A 16,089-nucleotide genomic window follows, 5' to 3' on the forward strand; every position below is an offset into this window, starting at 1 on the left:
GTTCAATCGGTTTTGCAATTCAATTAAATTTTGTCTCACGAAAAGCGGTTAGCGTTCTCACGACAACCGCGCCGTTATACTCGTCATATTCCAAGTAAGCATTCATCTCTTTTTCCACATCCGCAAACTGCGTGTAGAACTCGTCGTTCTTCGCCTTTTTAGCATTTGATAACAAAGCGTTTTTCGCCATCGGGCTTGCTCCTTGGAGCTTGCCCTTATTCGTGTGCAAACATTGACGCTTTAGATTCTCGCTGGAGTTTATCCCCACCTACGAGTGGGGGCGAGAATGTCGACGCTGCTGTCACACCATATAAAAAAGGCGTGAAGTTGAATGCACTTGTCTAGTCTAAGGCTCTCGACTGCCTGCAATCAAACAAGAACAAACAACTCACGCCCCAATCGGGCGACAGCACCGTCGGCATACGCCAGCAGTGCACGGCGAAGGAGGAACCGCCGCTGTCGAAATACACCCAAACGCACCATACCGGGTATAGCGCGTCAAAGCATATCTGCGTGAGCGTCCGTCTTATTCTCTGATTGCTTGAATTGTCGAGATTCTAGACTAGAGAATAAGAGCAAAAGCTCAAATTGCGAGCGTCGCAGAAACCGAGCTTGCTCGGAGTTTCTATGACCGAGCATGCAGAGCTTCTACAAAGCTCAAAAAAATGTCTATCGATAATATAGATTATTCGAAGAGGAAAGGAGAGGCCGCATCAGGTGCGGCACAACATTTGGGCGGGTGGGCGGGGGGAAGCCCGGGCGTTGCGAGCTGGCGTTTGAAGCCCGCTAGAAAGGGTAGTGAGCAACGGAGTGCGAACCAGGGGACAACTGCATAAGGCGAGTATCGCGACAAAAGTATGCAAGGCGAGAGAGCGCAAAAACTTGTTTTTGCATTATCGAGCCGCAGCGACGGACGTCATAGACGTCAAACCGCTAGCGGGCTGGCATGATCGAGCCGAGCAGTTGGGACTTTAGTCACACGCTTTCCCCTTTTTATATAGAAAGGACTGCATCGCTGCAGTCCTTTAAATGTTTTGGACCCTATCGCTTCGCTCCAGGGTGACACGTCGCCACATTACCACAGCAATGCAAACACCATTCCGGGGCGGAAGTACTTGCCGGCGGTGTACTTTAGAGCCGTGCTGTGGAGCAGCATGAACAGAGCGCTCGCTTCAACCTTGTTGGCCTTCGCGATGCTGCCGAATGCCTTCGTAAAGGCGGGCAGGTTGCGCGGGAGCTTCGGGCTGATGCGGCTGTCGGCAAGGAGGGCGCCCTTCTTCAGGAGGCCTTTGTGCAGGGTGTCGGCGGCGGTAGCGCTAAGGCCGAAGGCCTTCACGAGTGCTTCCGGGTGCAGGCGGCAGGAGCCGTTGAATCCTTCCGGTGCGGCGAACGGGATGCGGGCTTCTTCGTAGAGGTTACGGATCATGGAATCGCCCATGTCGGCAGCCTGACTCACAAGGCCGTGGTGCATCATGGCGCACATGATGCTGTACTGAATACCGATCCACACGTCGTGGGCCTGGAAGTTGAATTCGTCGAGCGGAGAACCGTCCTTACGGACAAGGTTAGCGGCGCCGATGAGCGGGCTGTTGGCCTTGTAGTTGGTGTTGTAGACGCGGAGCAGGTTCGCCTTGGCCTTCTTGCTGTCGCAAATCGGCTTAAGGTCCAAAAGACGCAGGTAAGTGTCGGCGAGCATCGTATCGGCGAAAACATCGTCGCAGTCGTTGCTGATTTTTGCGTTCCAAGAAGCGGTAAAGGCTTCCTTGCACTGGGCGGTGAGCCATGCCTTCTTGAGGCCGCGGAGTTCATTCTTGGAAAGTTCCACGTCGCTCGGAATGTCGCCGGAGTTGAGCCATTCGTTGATGGTCTTGAGGGCTGCCTTCACGTTGGTGCCGTCGATGACGAGCGTTTCCTTGATGGCGTCGGCGAGTTGCGGGAGCTTGTCGGCCACAACGTCCTTCGCTTCCATCGGGGTCACGAAGAAGTGGTAGTAGCCTTCGGCTTCGTCCCACAATGCTTCGTCGAATTCCTTGTTGGCGGCGTCGGCCTTGGCGTTCCAAGTGTCGGCCTGCTGCTTGTCGCCGAGGATTTCGGCAATCTTGGCGGCTGCGCGGAGGCCTGCAATCCAGAGGCTACCGCAGTACACGGAAATGCCGTGGCTGGAGAGGTTGTCGAACGTGTCGTCGGTACCGTGGGTGAGCGGGAAGTTTTCGCCTTCGTTCACCATCTTTTCGAGGTACTGCATGGCGGCGTAAACGGCTTCCTTGCAATCCTGCAAGTTCTGCTTGTCCTGCGTCTTCACGTAATGACGGAGAACCATTAGCACATACTTCGGAGCGAGATCCTTCCATTCCTTCACGTTGTGCCAGTCGTAGGCATCGGGTTCAGCGTCGAAGGGGCTTCCGAGGTCGTGAATCACGGCGCCACGCACGGCGCGCGGACCTTCAAGTTTCGGATCCGGAAGGTCGGCGAACGGGTGGTTCACATATTCGTGGTGGCGGCGACGGTTGTTGTTCACGGCGAGAATCGCATCACCGAAGCGCTTCATCACCACGCCGTCGAGGCGCGGCATCAGGGCCATCAGGCTGAAACTGCCGTAGAAGTAAACGTCGAGGGAGTTGAAGAACGGATAGTCGGCGCATTCGCGGACGAGGAAGCGGTCGTCCTTGTCCCACACGGTGGCTTCGGCGAGGAAGCTGAGCGTGTTGATGGCGAGGCTCTTGAATTCGTCCTGCTTGGCAGCCGTCTTGTAAAGCTTGGCCACGGCCTTCTTCGGAACGAGAGCTTCGAATGCCTTGAGGCGAGCGTCCATGTTCTTGTCGGCGGCGAGGGCTTCTTCGAGGATAGCGCCCACGCGGCCATAAGCTTCGGGGAAGAATGCGGTGTACTTCTTGGCGGAAGTAAGCTTGTTCAGCTTGATTTCGGGGAAGTCAAGCACCAGGTTGAACTGGAAAGACACCTTCTGCTTCGGCTTGAGAACTGCGGTAACGGCAACAGCACCGGCCATCGTTTCGCGGCCGCTGTAAACGTTCTTGACCCAGGCTTCGCAAACGCGACCGCTACGGAGAGCGCCCTTCAGCACGGAGGCGGCGTCATCCTGGTAGAACATCGGCTTCACGGAAACGTTCAGGTTGTCCTTCTTGTTCCAGGCGACAGATACGCCCATGCAGCCGTTGAAGTCGCTTTCGGCGAGCGGCTTTTCGTTGTAAAATTCGAGACCGCGGACTTCGCGACCGTCCTTGGCCTGCTTGCTGAACTTTACGCCCTTCGGGAAGCGTGCGGACGGAACGAGCACGAAGCTGGAGTCCTGAACGCCCTGGCGGTCCTTCTTGGCCATGTAACCGGCGATGCAGTCCTGCACCTGCACAATCGTGACTTCGCGGGTTTCCTTGGTGGTATTTTCGAGGGTGAACACGGTCGCGTTCACCGGGAGGCTGGAGAGGCGTTCGTCACCCGGTGTCACGTAGCTGGACTGGGTCTTCACAATCTGCACGCCCTTGCCTTCGTACTTGGTTTCGCTCACGGGGTAGAGGGCGGCGTACTGCATCTTGGCGGCATCGTAACCGGCCTGTCCCAGGAATTCACTGTCGTTTGCCCAAGCGGCGGTGAGTGCGCCCTGACGCACAGCCTTTTCGCCCACGACACCGTTGAAGAAGTCGATGACGGCGCTGCGGTTGAGTTCTGCACCGGCCTTGTTCAAAAGGGCTGCGGTGCGGTCGCTCCATTCGATGTGCCAGCGTTCAAACGCGGCCTTGTTGTTCTTGAAGAAATCCTTTTCGGCGATGGCCTTGTTGAGCTTGGCCTCGGCCTTCTTCTGGTTTGCAAGTTCTGCGGCGCTGAAGAGGGCTTCGCCCTTCGCGTCCACGAGCGGGTACTTGGCGAGCATCTGCGTGAAGCCGGCGAAGTCACCGATTTCAAGCGCTGCCTTCGCGTCAATCACGGATTCGCGGAAGAAGAAGTTGTTAAAACGGAGGTCGGAGGGCTTTTCGGTGCGGACCTGCACGCCCGGCATCACGTTCATCACGGGAGTGGTGCCCGCAGGCGTTGCGGTGAATGTCGAGCCGATACCGCCGACAGCAATACCCGTGGTAGAGGGGGTCGTAGAAAGCGGGGTGTACCAGGGCTGGATAAATTCCACGGCGAGGCCCGGGGTCATCAGCTTCTGGACGGAACCGGCCTGTTTTGCGCCGGCAAGGTATTCTTTAATGCTCATAGTAGGTTCCATGAATTAAGGTTTATTTCCGGGGTAAAAAATTACAAATTGTAAGGCGGTTGCGCTTGCTGGAAAACAAAAAAGTGTTTACAAAACGGAACTCGGGCAAAAAAAGTATTATCTTTTAAATCATGAACAAGTTGATGTCTTACCTGCTCCCTGGCGTTTTCCTCATTGTGGCTTTTGCACTCGTCAAGACCTTCCTTCTTCCGCCCTCGGTGACGGTGCAGGAATGGTTCGTGTACCTGACAGCCGCGGTGACTGTGCTCTGCGTTATGGTGCCCTGCATTATATACTACTTGCGCACTCCGCCAGGCATTGACCACAAGTAACTTTTGCTATCTTTGGCGCCATGTTTAAAATTGGCGTGATGGCTTCCGGTGGCGGAAGCAACTTTAAAGCAATTATTGACCGCATTGGGGAGGGGGACCTCGAGGCTCAGTGCAAGTTTTTGATTACGAATAACGGAACGTGTGGCGCTGTTTCGCATGCTGAAGAATTCGGAATACCTGTTTATCATATTTCGGGGAAAACCCATCCGGTCGTTGCGGACTATGAAACTGCGATGATGGATGTGCTCAACAAGTACGATGTAGACCTGCTTATACTGGCTGGTTACATGAAGGCTTTGCCCGCATGTATGATTCACCGTATGCCCGACCGTATTTTGAATATTCATCCGTCGCTCTTGCCCAAATATGGGGGCAAGGGGTTCTGGGGAATCCACGTGCATGAGGCCGTGATTGCTGCTCACGAGAAGGAATCGGGCCCGACGGTGCACCTAGTGAGCGAGGAAATCGACCAGGGGCGTATTCTTGCGCAGGTGAAGGTGCCCGTGCTGGAAGGCGATACGCCGGAAGTGCTTGCCGCCCGCGTGCTCGAGCAGGAACACAATCTTTATTGGAAAACTATCCGCGACTATGCTGCGGAACTCAGGTCCTAGAACAATGAAATTCAAACTGCCTGCATTCCTAGAAAATGTATCCACGCCGGTAGAAGGCGAGGTGGCCATGCGTAAGTATGCTTGCAGTGATGCTGGTGTGGGCAATTCGCTCTCGCTAGATTTGTTTGCGGCTGAAATGGCCCCGCATGCCGATATCCTGGTGGGTGTCGACGAGGTGGGGCGAGGCCCGCTTGCCGGCCCCGTGGTGGCGTGTGCCGCCGTCTTGAAGGCCCCGGATATCATGCCTGCGCTGAACGACTCGAAGAAACTCACGCGCAAAAAACGCGAGGAAATGTTCGAAGGCGTGAAGGAGGCGTGCGCCTGCTATGCCATTGCGAGTGCCTCTGTCGAAGAAATCGACAAGATGAACATCCTGGAGGCGGATTTCCTTGCCATGCGCCGCGCCTTGCAGGCGCTTGGCTTGCCGGGAATATCGGAATCTGCACCCGAAATCCCCATAGAAGTGAAGGGCTCGTTTGCGGAATTGGCCCCTGTCGGTCGTGCGCCGCAGGTGTTCATCGCCGTGGACGGAAACTTGAAGATACGCGGCGTTCCCGAGAATATCCAGATGCCAGTCGTGAAGGGGGATGGGCACATCGCGAGCATTTCTGCGGCGTCCATTTTGGCGAAGGTTTTCCGTGACCGCTTTATGGACAAACTAGCAGAAACTTATCCGGCATATGGCTTTGAGAAAAATGCGGGCTACGGCTCCAAAACACATCTCGACGCCATTCGTAAATTCGGGTTTACACCGATGCACCGCAGGAGCTTCCACGTCAAGGAACTGGAAGGCTAAAACCGCGCTCTTGCTGGTTTTGTACAAAAAAACACCATTAACTTGGCTTAAAAGATTTTTTTTTGCTACATTGGGTTCGGGGCGGTCGTTCCCGCCTAGAGTGTTTTTTCGAGGAGGATCCTTTGAATAATTCCATACCTCTTGTACAGATGGTACTTCAGTCCGATATTGCGACGATTGTCGTGTTGTGCATTCTTGCCATCATGTCGCTGGGTTCCTGGGGAATCATCATCGTGAAGTTCTTCACTTACCGCAGGAGCAAGCATGCAAACGCTGAATTCTTCCGCAAGTTCAGCACGGTGACCCAGTTCGTGCAGCTGCAGGGCCTTTGCGAAACTGCCGAAGACAGTGCTCTGCGCCGCCTGACTGCCGAAGTGCTGAAGGAAGCCTCCAAGTTCAGTAACTTCGTGAGTTACGACTCCATCCAGCACCGCGCCTCGCTCCTGGAAGACACCATCCAGCGCTCCATCGAAGGCCTGCGCCTTACCGAAGACCGCTACCTGAGCTTCCTTGCCACGAGTTCTAACCTTGCCCCGTTCTTCGGCCTTCTGGGTACGGTCTGGGGCATCATGATTGCGTTTTTCCAGATAGGCCAGCACGGCTCTGCCGACCTCTCCGTTGTCGCTCCTGGTATCGCCATGGCGCTTATCACCACGGTGGGTGGCCTTGTGGTCGCTATCCCGGCTTCTGCGGGCTATAACTACTTTACGAGCTGCAACGGCCAGAACGAGATTTCGTACTTCAACTTCGGTTCGCAGGTGTTGAGCCTCTTCAAGCGCGGTGACCTGCTTGCTCTTGAAGAAGTTGCTGGCTAGGAGGCCTAGGTGAAGCGTAGCCGCGGAAAAGAACTTAAGCAGGAGATGAACCTCACGAACATGATCGACATCGTGTTCTCGATCCTTATCGTGTTCATCATTTCTGCGCCGCTCATGAGCCAGGGCGTCAAGGTCGATCTGCCGAAGGCCGAAGCCCCGACCATGGAACAGGAAAAACTTCTGAAGGTGTCTATCACCAAGAACGAGGAAATCTACATCGCCGACATGCAGGTGGATTTTGACGGCTTCAATACGGTGTTCAAGTCTCTCTGGAATGGTGAGATGGCCGTTGTCATCAATGCTGACGAAGCCGTGAACTACGGGCTTGTGATGAAGGTCGTGACCAAGGTGCAAAAGCTCGGGGTCACCAAACTCGGCTTCCTGACCTTGAACCCCAAGGAAAAACCGGGTAAATGAGCAAGGAAGAAGAAAGGATAAAGTACTTCAGCTCGGACGTGGATTCCACGCTCGTGAAGATAATCGTTGTTGCGGTTGTCTTCCATTTTCTGGTTGTCGCGTTCTTTATCGGACTCCATTACGTGAACCTGAAGCCCGAACCGGAACCGATTCCTGTGTTTGAAATGGTCCAGGTGTCGCAGCCGGCTCCACCAAAGCCCGTGCGCCCGAAGCCGCCTGAGCCGCCCAAGCCCAAGGAACCGCCTAAGCCCAAGGTGAACAAGGAATTGCCGCCCGAAATAAAGCCGGAACCGGAGGAAAAGCCCGAGGAAGTGCACGAGGAAGTGCCGCCCGAGCCGGAACCCGAACCCGAACCGGAACCGGAGGAAGATTTTGATGTGGATGATCTGGATTTGCCACGTGCGGTGGAAGCATCTAGCTTGAACCCGGTGGGGTCGGTCGACATGGACCCGCTGATGCAGGTCTATCTTGAACAGTTGAAAAAGATTATCATGAGCAATTTCAAGCCGCCCAAGGACTTGAAGGTGGGCCGTGATGCGAAGACGACTGTCCAGTTCCAGGTGGACCGCTTTGGCGGGATTACGGCGGTTATCTTGAAGCGCTCGTCGGGCAACAAGGCGTGGGACCACCTGTCGGTGCGTGCCGTGCAGATTTCGAAGGTTCCGGAACTTCCGCCGAATTACCGCGCGCCGAGCCTGGTACTGCATTTCAACTTTACGCCCAATTAGGATTTGATGATGAACTTTTCGAACGAGGTTTGCAAGGAAATGAAGCATAGGTATTCGCTGGTAGGCGTCTTGGCTTTCTTCTTTCTTCTTTTTGCCCCGGTTGCAAGTTTTGCGGCCATCGATACGATCGCGGTCGATGTGGGAATCTCTGTTTTCAAGACCATTCCTATTGGTATAGTGCCTTTCGAGGAGAAGGGCTCGATTGACTGGGTCGAGGAACAGCCGCACAAGATTCTTACGCGCGATGCGAACCTTTCGGGGCGCTTCGATGTCGTGGCTTCCCAGAAGTTTGACCTTGCGAAGTTCAGCCGCGAACATGCGGACTATTACATGACGGGCAAGGTGGAAAATGCCGGTGCGGGTAAACTCCGCGTGCAGTGCTTCTTGTATGTCTCAAAGACGAAGACTCTCCGCTTGGGCGAAAGCTACACTATCCCGCAGAAGGACTTGCGCCGTGCGGTTCATGAGTTTTTTGACAAGGCGACGCTTGTTGTGTGTGGTGAACGCGGCGTGGCGAGTACAAAGCTTGCCTATGTTTCCAAGATTGACGGTGTAAAGCAGGTTGTGGTGTCGGACTATGACGGATTCCACCGCAGCCAGGTGACGCGCGATTCGACCATCAGCATGATGCCTGTGTGGAAGCGCGGAAACAAGGGCCTGGTGTACGTGAATTTCAAGACGCACAGGCCGCGTCTTTACGAGAAGAATTTTGGCGGCACGGAACGCCCGCTGTTTACCCAGTTTGACCAGACCTACAGCCCTGCAGTAAATCCGGTTACGGGCGAACTGCTGTTCTCTTCGACGGTCGATGGCAAGACGGACCTTTATGTGGGGAACACCGAAACGGGGAAGGCTCGCAAGTTTGCCTACCTGAAGAGCAACCAGACGAGCCCCGCATGGAGCCCGCGTGCGGCCGAAGTTCTGTTTACGAGCGACCGTGGTGGCAGCCCGCAGATTTTCGTGATGGGCAGCGATGGGAGCGACCTGCGCCGTGTAACTTTCATGGGCCGTTACAACGAACGTGCCAGCTGGTCTCCGGAAGGTGACCGCATTGTCTATACCTCGATGGATAACGGCAAGATGAATATTTACACCTGCGCGCTTGACGGGAGCGACATCGTGCAGCTCACCAATAACGCAGGTAACAACGAGCATCCGACCTGGTCTCCCGATGGCAAACTGATTGCCTTCTCGAGTAACAGGAGCGGGACATACCAAATCTACATCATGAGAAAGGACGGGGCAAACGTGACCCGCATTACCAATTCCGGCGAGAACACTGCGCCGACTTGGTCGTTCTTTAACGAAGAAATTAACACAAAAAAGGAAGGTAACAAATGAAGTTATACGCAAAGATCGCCATGATTTCTTGTGTTGCGGGCCTCGCTCTTGTGGCTTGCTCCAAGAACAATCCGCCCGAGACGAACCCGCAGCCCGCTCCGGCTCCTGCCGCCGCAGCCCCTGCACCGGCTCCTGCCGCAGCAGCGCCTGCTCCTGCGGTGAACGAGGATTCGCTCGCTGCCGAACGTGCTCGCCTCGAGGCCGAACGCCTTGAAGCCGAACGTGCCCGCCTCGAAGCTCTTATTAACCAGATTATGAGCGAAGACGTGTACTTCGATTTCGACCGTTCGGAACTGACCGAAAAGGCTAAGGAACTCCTTGCCCAGGTGGGCGAACTCCTCCTCAAGGAACAGCGCTTCACCATCACTATCGAAGGCCATACGGATGCCCGCGGTACCGAAGACTACAACTTCACTCTCGGTGCAAAGCGCGCCATGAAGGTGAAGGAATTCCTGAATGCCTACGGTATTGAAGGCAAGCGCATGGAATCTGTCAGCTACGGTAAGGAAGCTCCGAAGGCTCAGGGTGAAACCGAAGAGGCTTACTCCCAGAACCGTCGCGCAAATTTCCGCGTGAACATCCAGCAGTAATTTTTTAGAACTTAGTCGGTAGTCATTGTTCTTGACTAATAACTAACAACTATTAACTTACGTTAATTATGAAAAAACTTGCTATAGCTATTGTTACGGTTGCATTTGCCTTGGTCGGATGCTCCCAGATGACGATTCTCCGTACCGAAGAGATGAGAAACGTCGGTACGGACGTGCAGGTTGCTGTCCTCAGCAATCTTGATTCCGCCATGCGTAAACTCAGAACGGATAACAAGAATCTCCGGAAGCGTGTCGATTCCCTCAGGGCGGAACTGGATGCGTCTGCCTTGGCACAAAAGCGTATGATGGCTGAAATCACTACGCTTTCGCGCCGTGTGAGCGATGAATCCGAAAGGAATGATTCCAGACAGGAAGAAATCATCTACCGCTTGGATATGCTGCTTGGTAAGAGTGACAAGATCCTTGCGAAGAAGGTGGTGGTGAGCGGTGCTCCTCAGGCGCCGATGTCGCTGGATAGCCTGGAACGTGAAGCTGAAAAACTGGTGGAAGCCGAAGCGACTTTCAATACGGCGCGTTCCGATTTCCATAGCGGTGAGTACAAGCTTGCCTTCAAGGGATTCAAGCAGGTTTACGAACAAATGAAGACCGGCGAACTGGCCGAAAATTCGCTCTACTGGATGGGCCTCTGCTTGATAGAGGTGAACCAACTGGACAAGGCGAAGAAAATCTTTACGAACCTGTCGGAAACCTTCCCCGACGGTGCAAAGGCCTGTCCTTCGCTGTTTAAACTGGCTAATCTCTATGGCGAGGGTTGCGATATCCAGTCGCAGAAACAGTACCTTCAGAAGATACTCTCGAAGAAGTCCTGCGAAAAGACGGGCGAGTTCGAGCAGTCTGCTGAAATCCTGCAGGAAATCCTTGAAAAGGAAGAAAAGGCGGCTGCCGGTGAGCAGGTCGAGGCGTGTGTCCCCGTTGTACGCGAGCCGGTCGAATCATCGGCTGCGAAACCTGCCGCTAAGTAGAAAAAGCGAGACAATAAAAAAAGTCCGACGGTATTCCGCCGGATTTTTTTGTTTAGTCTTTGCGGGCAATGGCCGTGCGCAGAGATTAGCGTTGCTTACGGTTCGTCGGCGTCGATGACGACGCGCTGTACTTCTGCACCGAGTTTCGCCATCTTGGCCTCGAAATCCTCGTAACCGCGGTCGAGGTGGTAGATGCGGCTGATCTTGGTTTCGCCTTCGGCGATGAGCGCAGCGAGTACGAGCGCAGCACTTGCGCGCAGATCGGAACCCATCACTTCGGCGCCTTCGAGCGGAAGCCCGCCCTTGATGGTCGCCGTGTTCCCGCTGAGCGTGATGTTGGCGCCCAGGCGCTCCATTTCGGCCACGTGCTTGAAGCGGTCGTTATAGACGGTGTCCTGGATGACACTGTTGCCCGGTACGGAAAGCAGGGTTGCCATGAGGGGAGCCTGCATGTCGGTGGGGTAGCCCGGGAAGGGAAGCGTCTGGATGGTGATGGGCTTGAGTTCTTGCCCGCGGGCATCGACTTCGGCCCAGTCCGGCCCGACAGTCACCTTGCAGTTCATGTCGCGGAAGGCATCAAGCGTAGAGGCGATGTGCTCGGGAATGATCTTGTTGACCTTCACGCGGCCACGCGTAATGGCGGCGCCACAAAGGAATGTGCCTGCCTCGATGCGATCGGGAATGGTGACGCCATTACCAGGGCGTAGGGCTTCTACGCCCTGCACCGTCAAGGTGCGCGTGCCGCGGCCCTGAATCTTGGCGCCCATCGAGACGAGAAAATCCACCAGGTTATCGATTTCGGGTTCGAGAGCCGCGTTCTGCAGCACGCTGGTCCCCTTGGCGAGCGTAGCCGCCATAAGCACGTTCACCGTGGCGCCAACGCTCGAAATCGGGAAATGGAATGTCCCGCCGGGGAGCCTTCCGTCGCAGGTGGCTTCCACGTAACCGCGGGTAAGGGTAATCTTGGCACCGAGCGCCTCGAGCCCCTTCAGGTGCAAGTCTACAGGGCGCGGGCCCCAGGCGCATCCGCCGGGGAGCGAGACGCGGCAGCGGCCGAAGCGGGCGACGAGAGGGCCTAGCACGTAAAAGCTTGCGCGCATGGTCTTCACGAGTTCGTAGGGCGCTTCCAGGTGGTCGGCACCGCGGGTGTCAATCCTTAGGCAATGAGCTTCTCCGCTGATGCGGCAACCAATGACGCGCAACACGTCGCTCATCGTCTTCATGTCCTTCAGGTGAGGGACGTTTGTTATTTCGGAGACTCCGTCGGCGAGGAGGGCTGCTGCCATCACGGCAAGCACGGCGTTCTTCGCACCGGAAATTTCTACTTCCCCGTCCAGGGGCTTCTTGACTTGCGGAACGATAAACTGGTACATAATTTATTCGGTATGGAGTGCGTTATTTGGCTTCTTTGTTCTTTTTGGATTTCTCCGGTGCTTCGTATACGACGAAGGTTCGGGCAATCCAGTCATGCAGGGCACGGCGCTTGGGGTCGACGCAGACAACTAGGTAACCGAGCCCGTAGAGAATTAGGGTGAACTGTGTAATGATGCTGCAAAGGTAGCGCGCAATCGAGGCTCCCCAGGTAAGCTTGTTTCCTTCCACTGTCTCTACGTGGATGTGGAGGAGCATCTTGCCGGGTGTTGCTGAAAATACGGCATGGAAAACAATGAAGTATATGGCCTGTATTACACTCCAGATGCTCAGCAGCGAACCCATTCCGGGGGCTTCCATTAGCTTGTTCATCGATTCTGCCGACATCGGGTCTTGAAGGTAGGTGCCTGTCGCCTGCTGGATTGCATCTAGGTCGTAAATTCCCGCCTGAGTGAGAACAAAAAGTACGATTCCGCCGATAATTCCTAGGATGAAGTTGTCTGTAATGAAGGCTAGGGCACGGATAAGGAAGCCTGCAAACATCTTTTTCTGCTTGTTGGCCTCAATCATCTCCTCGAGCGCCTTGATGGTGCTTTCGAGGATTTCTTCTTGTTCGGGTTGGATACCGAAGGAGTCCTTCTCGAGTTTCTCGCTAGCTTCTTTCCATGAAATCCAGTTCTCCATGCCGCTATGCCAGACTAGGGTTTCGTCGATGATTTTACCCTGCTTGACAAAGTCGCGGATTTCTTCGATGGAATAGGGACCTTGCCTCCGCTCTCCATCGGTAATGCTTTCGTCAATAAAGAACCACTTCATACGTGAGTCAAAGATAGAAAAAAAGGCCCTGTCTTGCTGTTTTTTACTAAATTTGGAGGCATGAAAATGTATAAGCCGGGGCAACGTTTCGTTAGCCAGTCAGAGCCGGAATTGGGTCTTGGAGTTGTTTCCGAGGTTCAGGGCCGTACAGTCAAGTTTTTATTTCCGCTTGTGGGGGAGGTGCGTCTTTACCGCACGGATAACGCTCCAGTCGACAGGTTCATTTTACAGCCGGGCGAGACCGTCAAGAACGACAAGGGCGTATCTTTCGCTGTAGAAAGCCTCCGCGAGGTAGATGACTTGGTTGTCTACGTAGGCCGTGGTGGTCGCGAAATGAAGGAAGCCGACCTTACTGCAAAACAGATGGCTAGGCCTTCCGACTTGTTCCGTGCCCTGACGAGTATCGGCAAGGCCCAGAAACCCGATAGCGCTCCGACAGCGAATGCCGCAGATGTTTCTTCGAAGGCTTTTGAACGTCGCCGCCGTGCCATGGAACTTTCGTGCATGTGGAAGTCTTCGCCTGTGCGAGGCATGATTGGCCCTCGTGTGAGCATGATTCCGCACCAGTATTACCTGTGCCACCGTGCCTGTAGCGAATCTACGCTCCCGCGCCTTATGCTGAGTGATGAAGTCGGCCTCGGAAAGACTATCGAGGCGGGCATGATCTGGCATGCGCTGAGTATGCGCGGCCGTGTTTCCCGTACGCTCATTATTGTGCCCGAGACGCTCAAGCACCAGTGGATGGTCGAAATGAAGCGCCGGTTCAACCAGCTCTTTACGCTTGTGGACGAAGGCTTTATCCGTGGTCTTTTTGTTGGCGTCGGGAAGGATGAAGAAAAGCCCAATCCGTTCTTGCAGAGCAACAATATCATTGTGGCGATAGACTTCCTCATGGGGCAGCCTGCCCTTATCGAAGACTTGCTCAAGACGAACTGGGACATGACGATTATTGACGAGGCGCACCACCTCGTTTGCGAAGACGGTTTTACGAGCCATGAGTACATGCTCGCGAATGCTGTGCTTGCACGTTCCAAGGGCGTATTGCTCCTGACGGGTACTCCGCTCCAGCTGCATCCCGAAAGCCAGTTCAATCGTTTGAAAATGCTCGATCCGGTGCGCTTTGCCGACTACAACGCCTTTATCAAGGAGCAGGAAGAATACCGCAAACTGGTGAACGACCTCTCCAAGCTCCCGACCGACCCGAATCACCGGATGAGCTGGGAAGACCTGTACGACAGCGTCCCGAAGAATTCGAAGATCCGCCCCTGGCTGGAACAGGAAAACTCGAAGTCCATGACTGCGGGTGAATGGATTCGCCGTATTGTGGACGGCATGGGTACGGGTTCCGTGGTATTCCGCAATACGCGTAAGGGTGTGGGCGGATTTCCGAAACGCAAACTCGACGAGATTTGCCTGGAACCGAACCCGAAATACCGCGAGATGGTGGAGGCTGCTGCCGAAAACGATCTGGACGCCTCTACGGACATCCAGGAGAACGGCCTGCTTTGCACGCGCTATTCCGACGGCTGGGAACTCGACGAACGCATCGTGTGGCTCAAGGATTTCTTGAAGAAGCACCAGAAAGACAAGATTCTCCTGATTTGCGAATCTATAGAAGTCGTGCTTGCGCTGGAAACAATCCTCACCGATTACTTGGGCGAGGGCGCGTTCTCGATGTTCCACGAAGAAATGACCATCATGGCCCGCGACAAGGCTGCGGCAAACTTCAGCAAGCCGAACGGGGCGAACTTGCTTATCGCCTCCGAAATCGGTTCCGAAGGCCGCAACTTCCAGTTCTCGCACCATCTGGTGCTGTTTGACCTCCCGCTTGATGCGGCGCTTGTGGAACAGCGCATTGGGCGACTGGACCGCATTGGCCAGACCGAAGATATCATCGTGCATGTGCCTTATGTGAAAGGCTCCGGGCAAGAAGTCATGTTCCGTTGGTACAACGACGGCCTGAATGCTTTTGGTGCGCCCCTGATGAGTGGAGGCGAACTTTTCCTCAAGTACACGGACAGCCTGATTGAGGCCCTTGCCGACCCGAGACATGGCCTTGAGAACTTTGTCGAAAGTATTATTCCGCAGGTGCGTAAGGATTGCGAAACGATGCGCAAAAACATCGAGAAGGGGCGCGACCGCTTGCTGGAATACAATTCTCGCAACCCCGAGAAGGCAAAAGAAATTACCGACGAAATCCTTCGCATCGATGCACAGACGGAATTGAAGGACTTGCTCCTGGAGTCCCTGCATGCGCGCGGTCTTGACGTGGATGCGAGCGCGATTGCCGGCTGTTGCGTGATTACGCAGGGCCCGCAGATCGAAGAAGGCTCTATTGCCGGCATGCCGAGCCGCGGGCTTGTCGCTGCGCAGAACGAGGAGGACGAGCAGGGTTCCGACAATATCTGCCTTACGGCGACATTCGACCGCGATGTGGCGATGGTTCACGACGAGGTAGATTTCCTGAGCCTTGAACACCCGCTGGCGCAAGGCATGATAGACTTTGAAACGGGCGTAAACCACGGAAATGTTGCCTGTTGTATTTGGCCGAATTCAGGCCTGCGCGGGCTTATGATGCAGTACGACTTCGTGGTGGAACTGCCCGTGCCCGAGGAATGGGGCGTTTCCGATATCGTGGGCCCGCGCTATGTGTGCGCGCTTGTCGATGCCACGGGCACGGACCAGTCCGAGCATCTTGAGGCATTGTCTAAGGCCGAGCTTCGCGACGTGAACGTGCCGCAGGGCAACAAGGCCGTCGATGCGACACTGCGTTACTTCGCGAAGGAAGGCCTTGCGCTTGCGAAGAAGGCGGTAAGTGGCTTTGCCAAGGAATATGCCGATAAGGCTGCAAACGCAGTCGAGGCCCGCACTGAGCAGGAATATCAGCGCATGAACCACTTGCTTACCATGCGAGGCAAGGCGGCGGGCAGCGCCGAACTCAAGCAGCTCCGCAAGAACGTCGGTGACCGCAAGAAGATTGTTGCAAACCCGCAGCTCCGTCTCGATGCGATCCGTTTGCTTGTTTGTAGATAATTTTATACTTAATTTTTTTTGCTTTAAGTAGCAAAAAAAATTA

Annotated in this window: 13 protein-coding genes and 1 pseudogene; 10 read left to right on the forward strand and 4 right to left on the reverse strand. The window is 54.9% G+C overall.

The features are described from left to right. Positions 1-58: 58 nt before the first annotated feature. Positions 59-190, reverse strand: a pseudogene (locus B7994_RS14180) (adenine-specific methyltransferase EcoRI family protein); the annotation flags it as partial. A gap of 885 nt (positions 191-1,075) precedes the next feature. Beyond that, on the reverse strand, positions 1,076-4,213 hold the full coding sequence (locus B7994_RS07505) for a GH116 family glycosyl hydrolase (protein WP_088637858.1): 3,138 nt from the start codon (positions 4,211-4,213) through the stop codon (positions 1,076-1,078). A 131-nt stretch (positions 4,214-4,344) separates the two neighbouring features. Here B7994_RS07505 and B7994_RS07510 point away from each other — a divergent pair, with 131 nt between their 5' ends. The 9 genes from B7994_RS07510 to B7994_RS07550 all read left to right on the forward strand — a co-directional run bounded on the left by B7994_RS07510 (position 4,345) and on the right by B7994_RS07550 (position 10,826). After that, positions 4,345-4,545: a hypothetical protein gene (locus tag B7994_RS07510; protein ID WP_088637859.1), complete on the forward strand. Its 201-nt coding sequence runs from the start codon at positions 4,345-4,347 to the stop codon at positions 4,543-4,545. A 20-nt stretch (positions 4,546-4,565) separates the two neighbouring features. Continuing rightward, complete coding sequence (purN, locus tag B7994_RS07515) at positions 4,566-5,156, forward strand: phosphoribosylglycinamide formyltransferase (protein ID WP_088637860.1); 591 nt, start codon at positions 4,566-4,568, stop codon at positions 5,154-5,156. A gap of 4 nt (positions 5,157-5,160) precedes the next feature. Next, positions 5,161-5,952 carry a ribonuclease HII gene (locus tag B7994_RS07520; RefSeq protein WP_088637861.1) on the forward strand — a complete coding sequence of 264 codons (792 nt, stop codon included), beginning with the start codon at positions 5,161-5,163 and terminating at the stop codon, positions 5,950-5,952. A gap of 122 nt (positions 5,953-6,074) precedes the next feature. Beyond that, positions 6,075-6,767, forward strand: coding sequence for a MotA/TolQ/ExbB proton channel family protein (locus B7994_RS07525; protein ID WP_144063796.1), 693 nt, complete (start codon positions 6,075-6,077; stop codon positions 6,765-6,767). Between the two features lie 9 nt (positions 6,768-6,776). After that, positions 6,777-7,184 (forward strand): biopolymer transporter ExbD, encoded by a 408-nt coding sequence (locus tag B7994_RS07530; RefSeq protein WP_088637863.1) that lies wholly within the window; start codon positions 6,777-6,779, stop codon positions 7,182-7,184. After that, positions 7,181-7,912, forward strand: coding sequence for an energy transducer TonB (locus B7994_RS07535; RefSeq protein ID WP_088637864.1), 732 nt, complete (start codon positions 7,181-7,183; stop codon positions 7,910-7,912). The genes B7994_RS07530 and B7994_RS07535 overlap by 4 nt, the downstream gene beginning before the upstream one ends. A gap of 6 nt (positions 7,913-7,918) precedes the next feature. Then, positions 7,919-9,253, forward strand: a complete 1,335-nt coding sequence (locus B7994_RS07540) for a translocation protein TolB (protein WP_233143105.1) — start codon at positions 7,919-7,921, stop codon at positions 9,251-9,253. Then, entirely contained in the window at positions 9,250-9,843 is a 594-nt protein-coding gene (locus B7994_RS07545; protein WP_088637865.1) for an OmpA family protein, read from the forward strand. Before B7994_RS07540 ends, B7994_RS07545 begins: the two co-directional genes overlap by 4 nt. Before the next feature lie 68 nt (positions 9,844-9,911). Beyond that, entirely contained in the window at positions 9,912-10,826 is a 915-nt protein-coding gene (locus tag B7994_RS07550) for a tol-pal system YbgF family protein (protein WP_088637866.1), read from the forward strand. Between the two features lie 95 nt (positions 10,827-10,921). Here B7994_RS07550 and murA read toward each other — a convergent pair whose 3' ends face one another. Beyond that, positions 10,922-12,199 (reverse strand): UDP-N-acetylglucosamine 1-carboxyvinyltransferase, encoded by a 1,278-nt coding sequence (gene murA / locus B7994_RS07555; protein WP_088637867.1) that lies wholly within the window; start codon positions 12,197-12,199, stop codon positions 10,922-10,924. 22 nt (positions 12,200-12,221) lie between these two features. Beyond that, positions 12,222-13,013, reverse strand: a complete 792-nt coding sequence (locus B7994_RS07560) for an RDD family protein (protein WP_088637868.1) — start codon at positions 13,011-13,013, stop codon at positions 12,222-12,224. A 60-nt stretch (positions 13,014-13,073) separates the two neighbouring features. On the opposite strand from B7994_RS07560, the gene rapA reads away from it, so the two are divergent. Beyond that, the gene (rapA, locus tag B7994_RS07565) at positions 13,074-16,046 is read left to right on the forward strand and encodes an RNA polymerase-associated protein RapA (RefSeq protein WP_088637869.1); all 2,973 of its coding nucleotides are present in this window, start codon (positions 13,074-13,076) and stop codon (positions 16,044-16,046) included. Positions 16,047-16,089: the final 43 nt, after the last annotated feature.

This window comes from Fibrobacter sp. UWR2 (assembly GCF_002210285.1).
Taxonomy (GTDB): domain Bacteria; phylum Fibrobacterota; class Fibrobacteria; order Fibrobacterales; family Fibrobacteraceae; genus Fibrobacter.

What these genes read in the sequence shown, in the direction of transcription:
- purN (WP_088637860.1), top strand. Translation starts at nt 4,566, where the DNA reads ATGTTTAAAATTGGCGTGATGGCTTCCGGTGGCGGAAGCAACTTTAAA.
- B7994_RS07560 (WP_088637868.1), bottom strand. Translation starts at nt 13,013, where the DNA reads ATGAAGTGGTTCTTTATTGACGAAAGCATTACCGATGGAGAGCGGAGG.
- B7994_RS07545 (WP_088637865.1), top strand. Translation starts at nt 9,250, where the DNA reads ATGAAGTTATACGCAAAGATCGCCATGATTTCTTGTGTTGCGGGCCTC.
- B7994_RS07540 (WP_233143105.1), top strand. Translation starts at nt 7,919, where the DNA reads ATGATGAACTTTTCGAACGAGGTTTGCAAGGAAATGAAGCATAGGTAT.
- rapA (WP_088637869.1), top strand. Translation starts at nt 13,074, where the DNA reads ATGAAAATGTATAAGCCGGGGCAACGTTTCGTTAGCCAGTCAGAGCCG.
- murA (WP_088637867.1), bottom strand. Translation starts at nt 12,199, where the DNA reads ATGTACCAGTTTATCGTTCCGCAAGTCAAGAAGCCCCTGGACGGGGAA.
- B7994_RS07550 (WP_088637866.1), top strand. Translation starts at nt 9,912, where the DNA reads ATGAAAAAACTTGCTATAGCTATTGTTACGGTTGCATTTGCCTTGGTC.
- B7994_RS07535 (WP_088637864.1), top strand. Translation starts at nt 7,181, where the DNA reads ATGAGCAAGGAAGAAGAAAGGATAAAGTACTTCAGCTCGGACGTGGAT.
- B7994_RS07505 (WP_088637858.1), bottom strand. Translation starts at nt 4,213, where the DNA reads ATGAGCATTAAAGAATACCTTGCCGGCGCAAAACAGGCCGGTTCCGTC.
- B7994_RS07520 (WP_088637861.1), top strand. Translation starts at nt 5,161, where the DNA reads ATGAAATTCAAACTGCCTGCATTCCTAGAAAATGTATCCACGCCGGTA.
- B7994_RS07510 (WP_088637859.1), top strand. Translation starts at nt 4,345, where the DNA reads ATGAACAAGTTGATGTCTTACCTGCTCCCTGGCGTTTTCCTCATTGTG.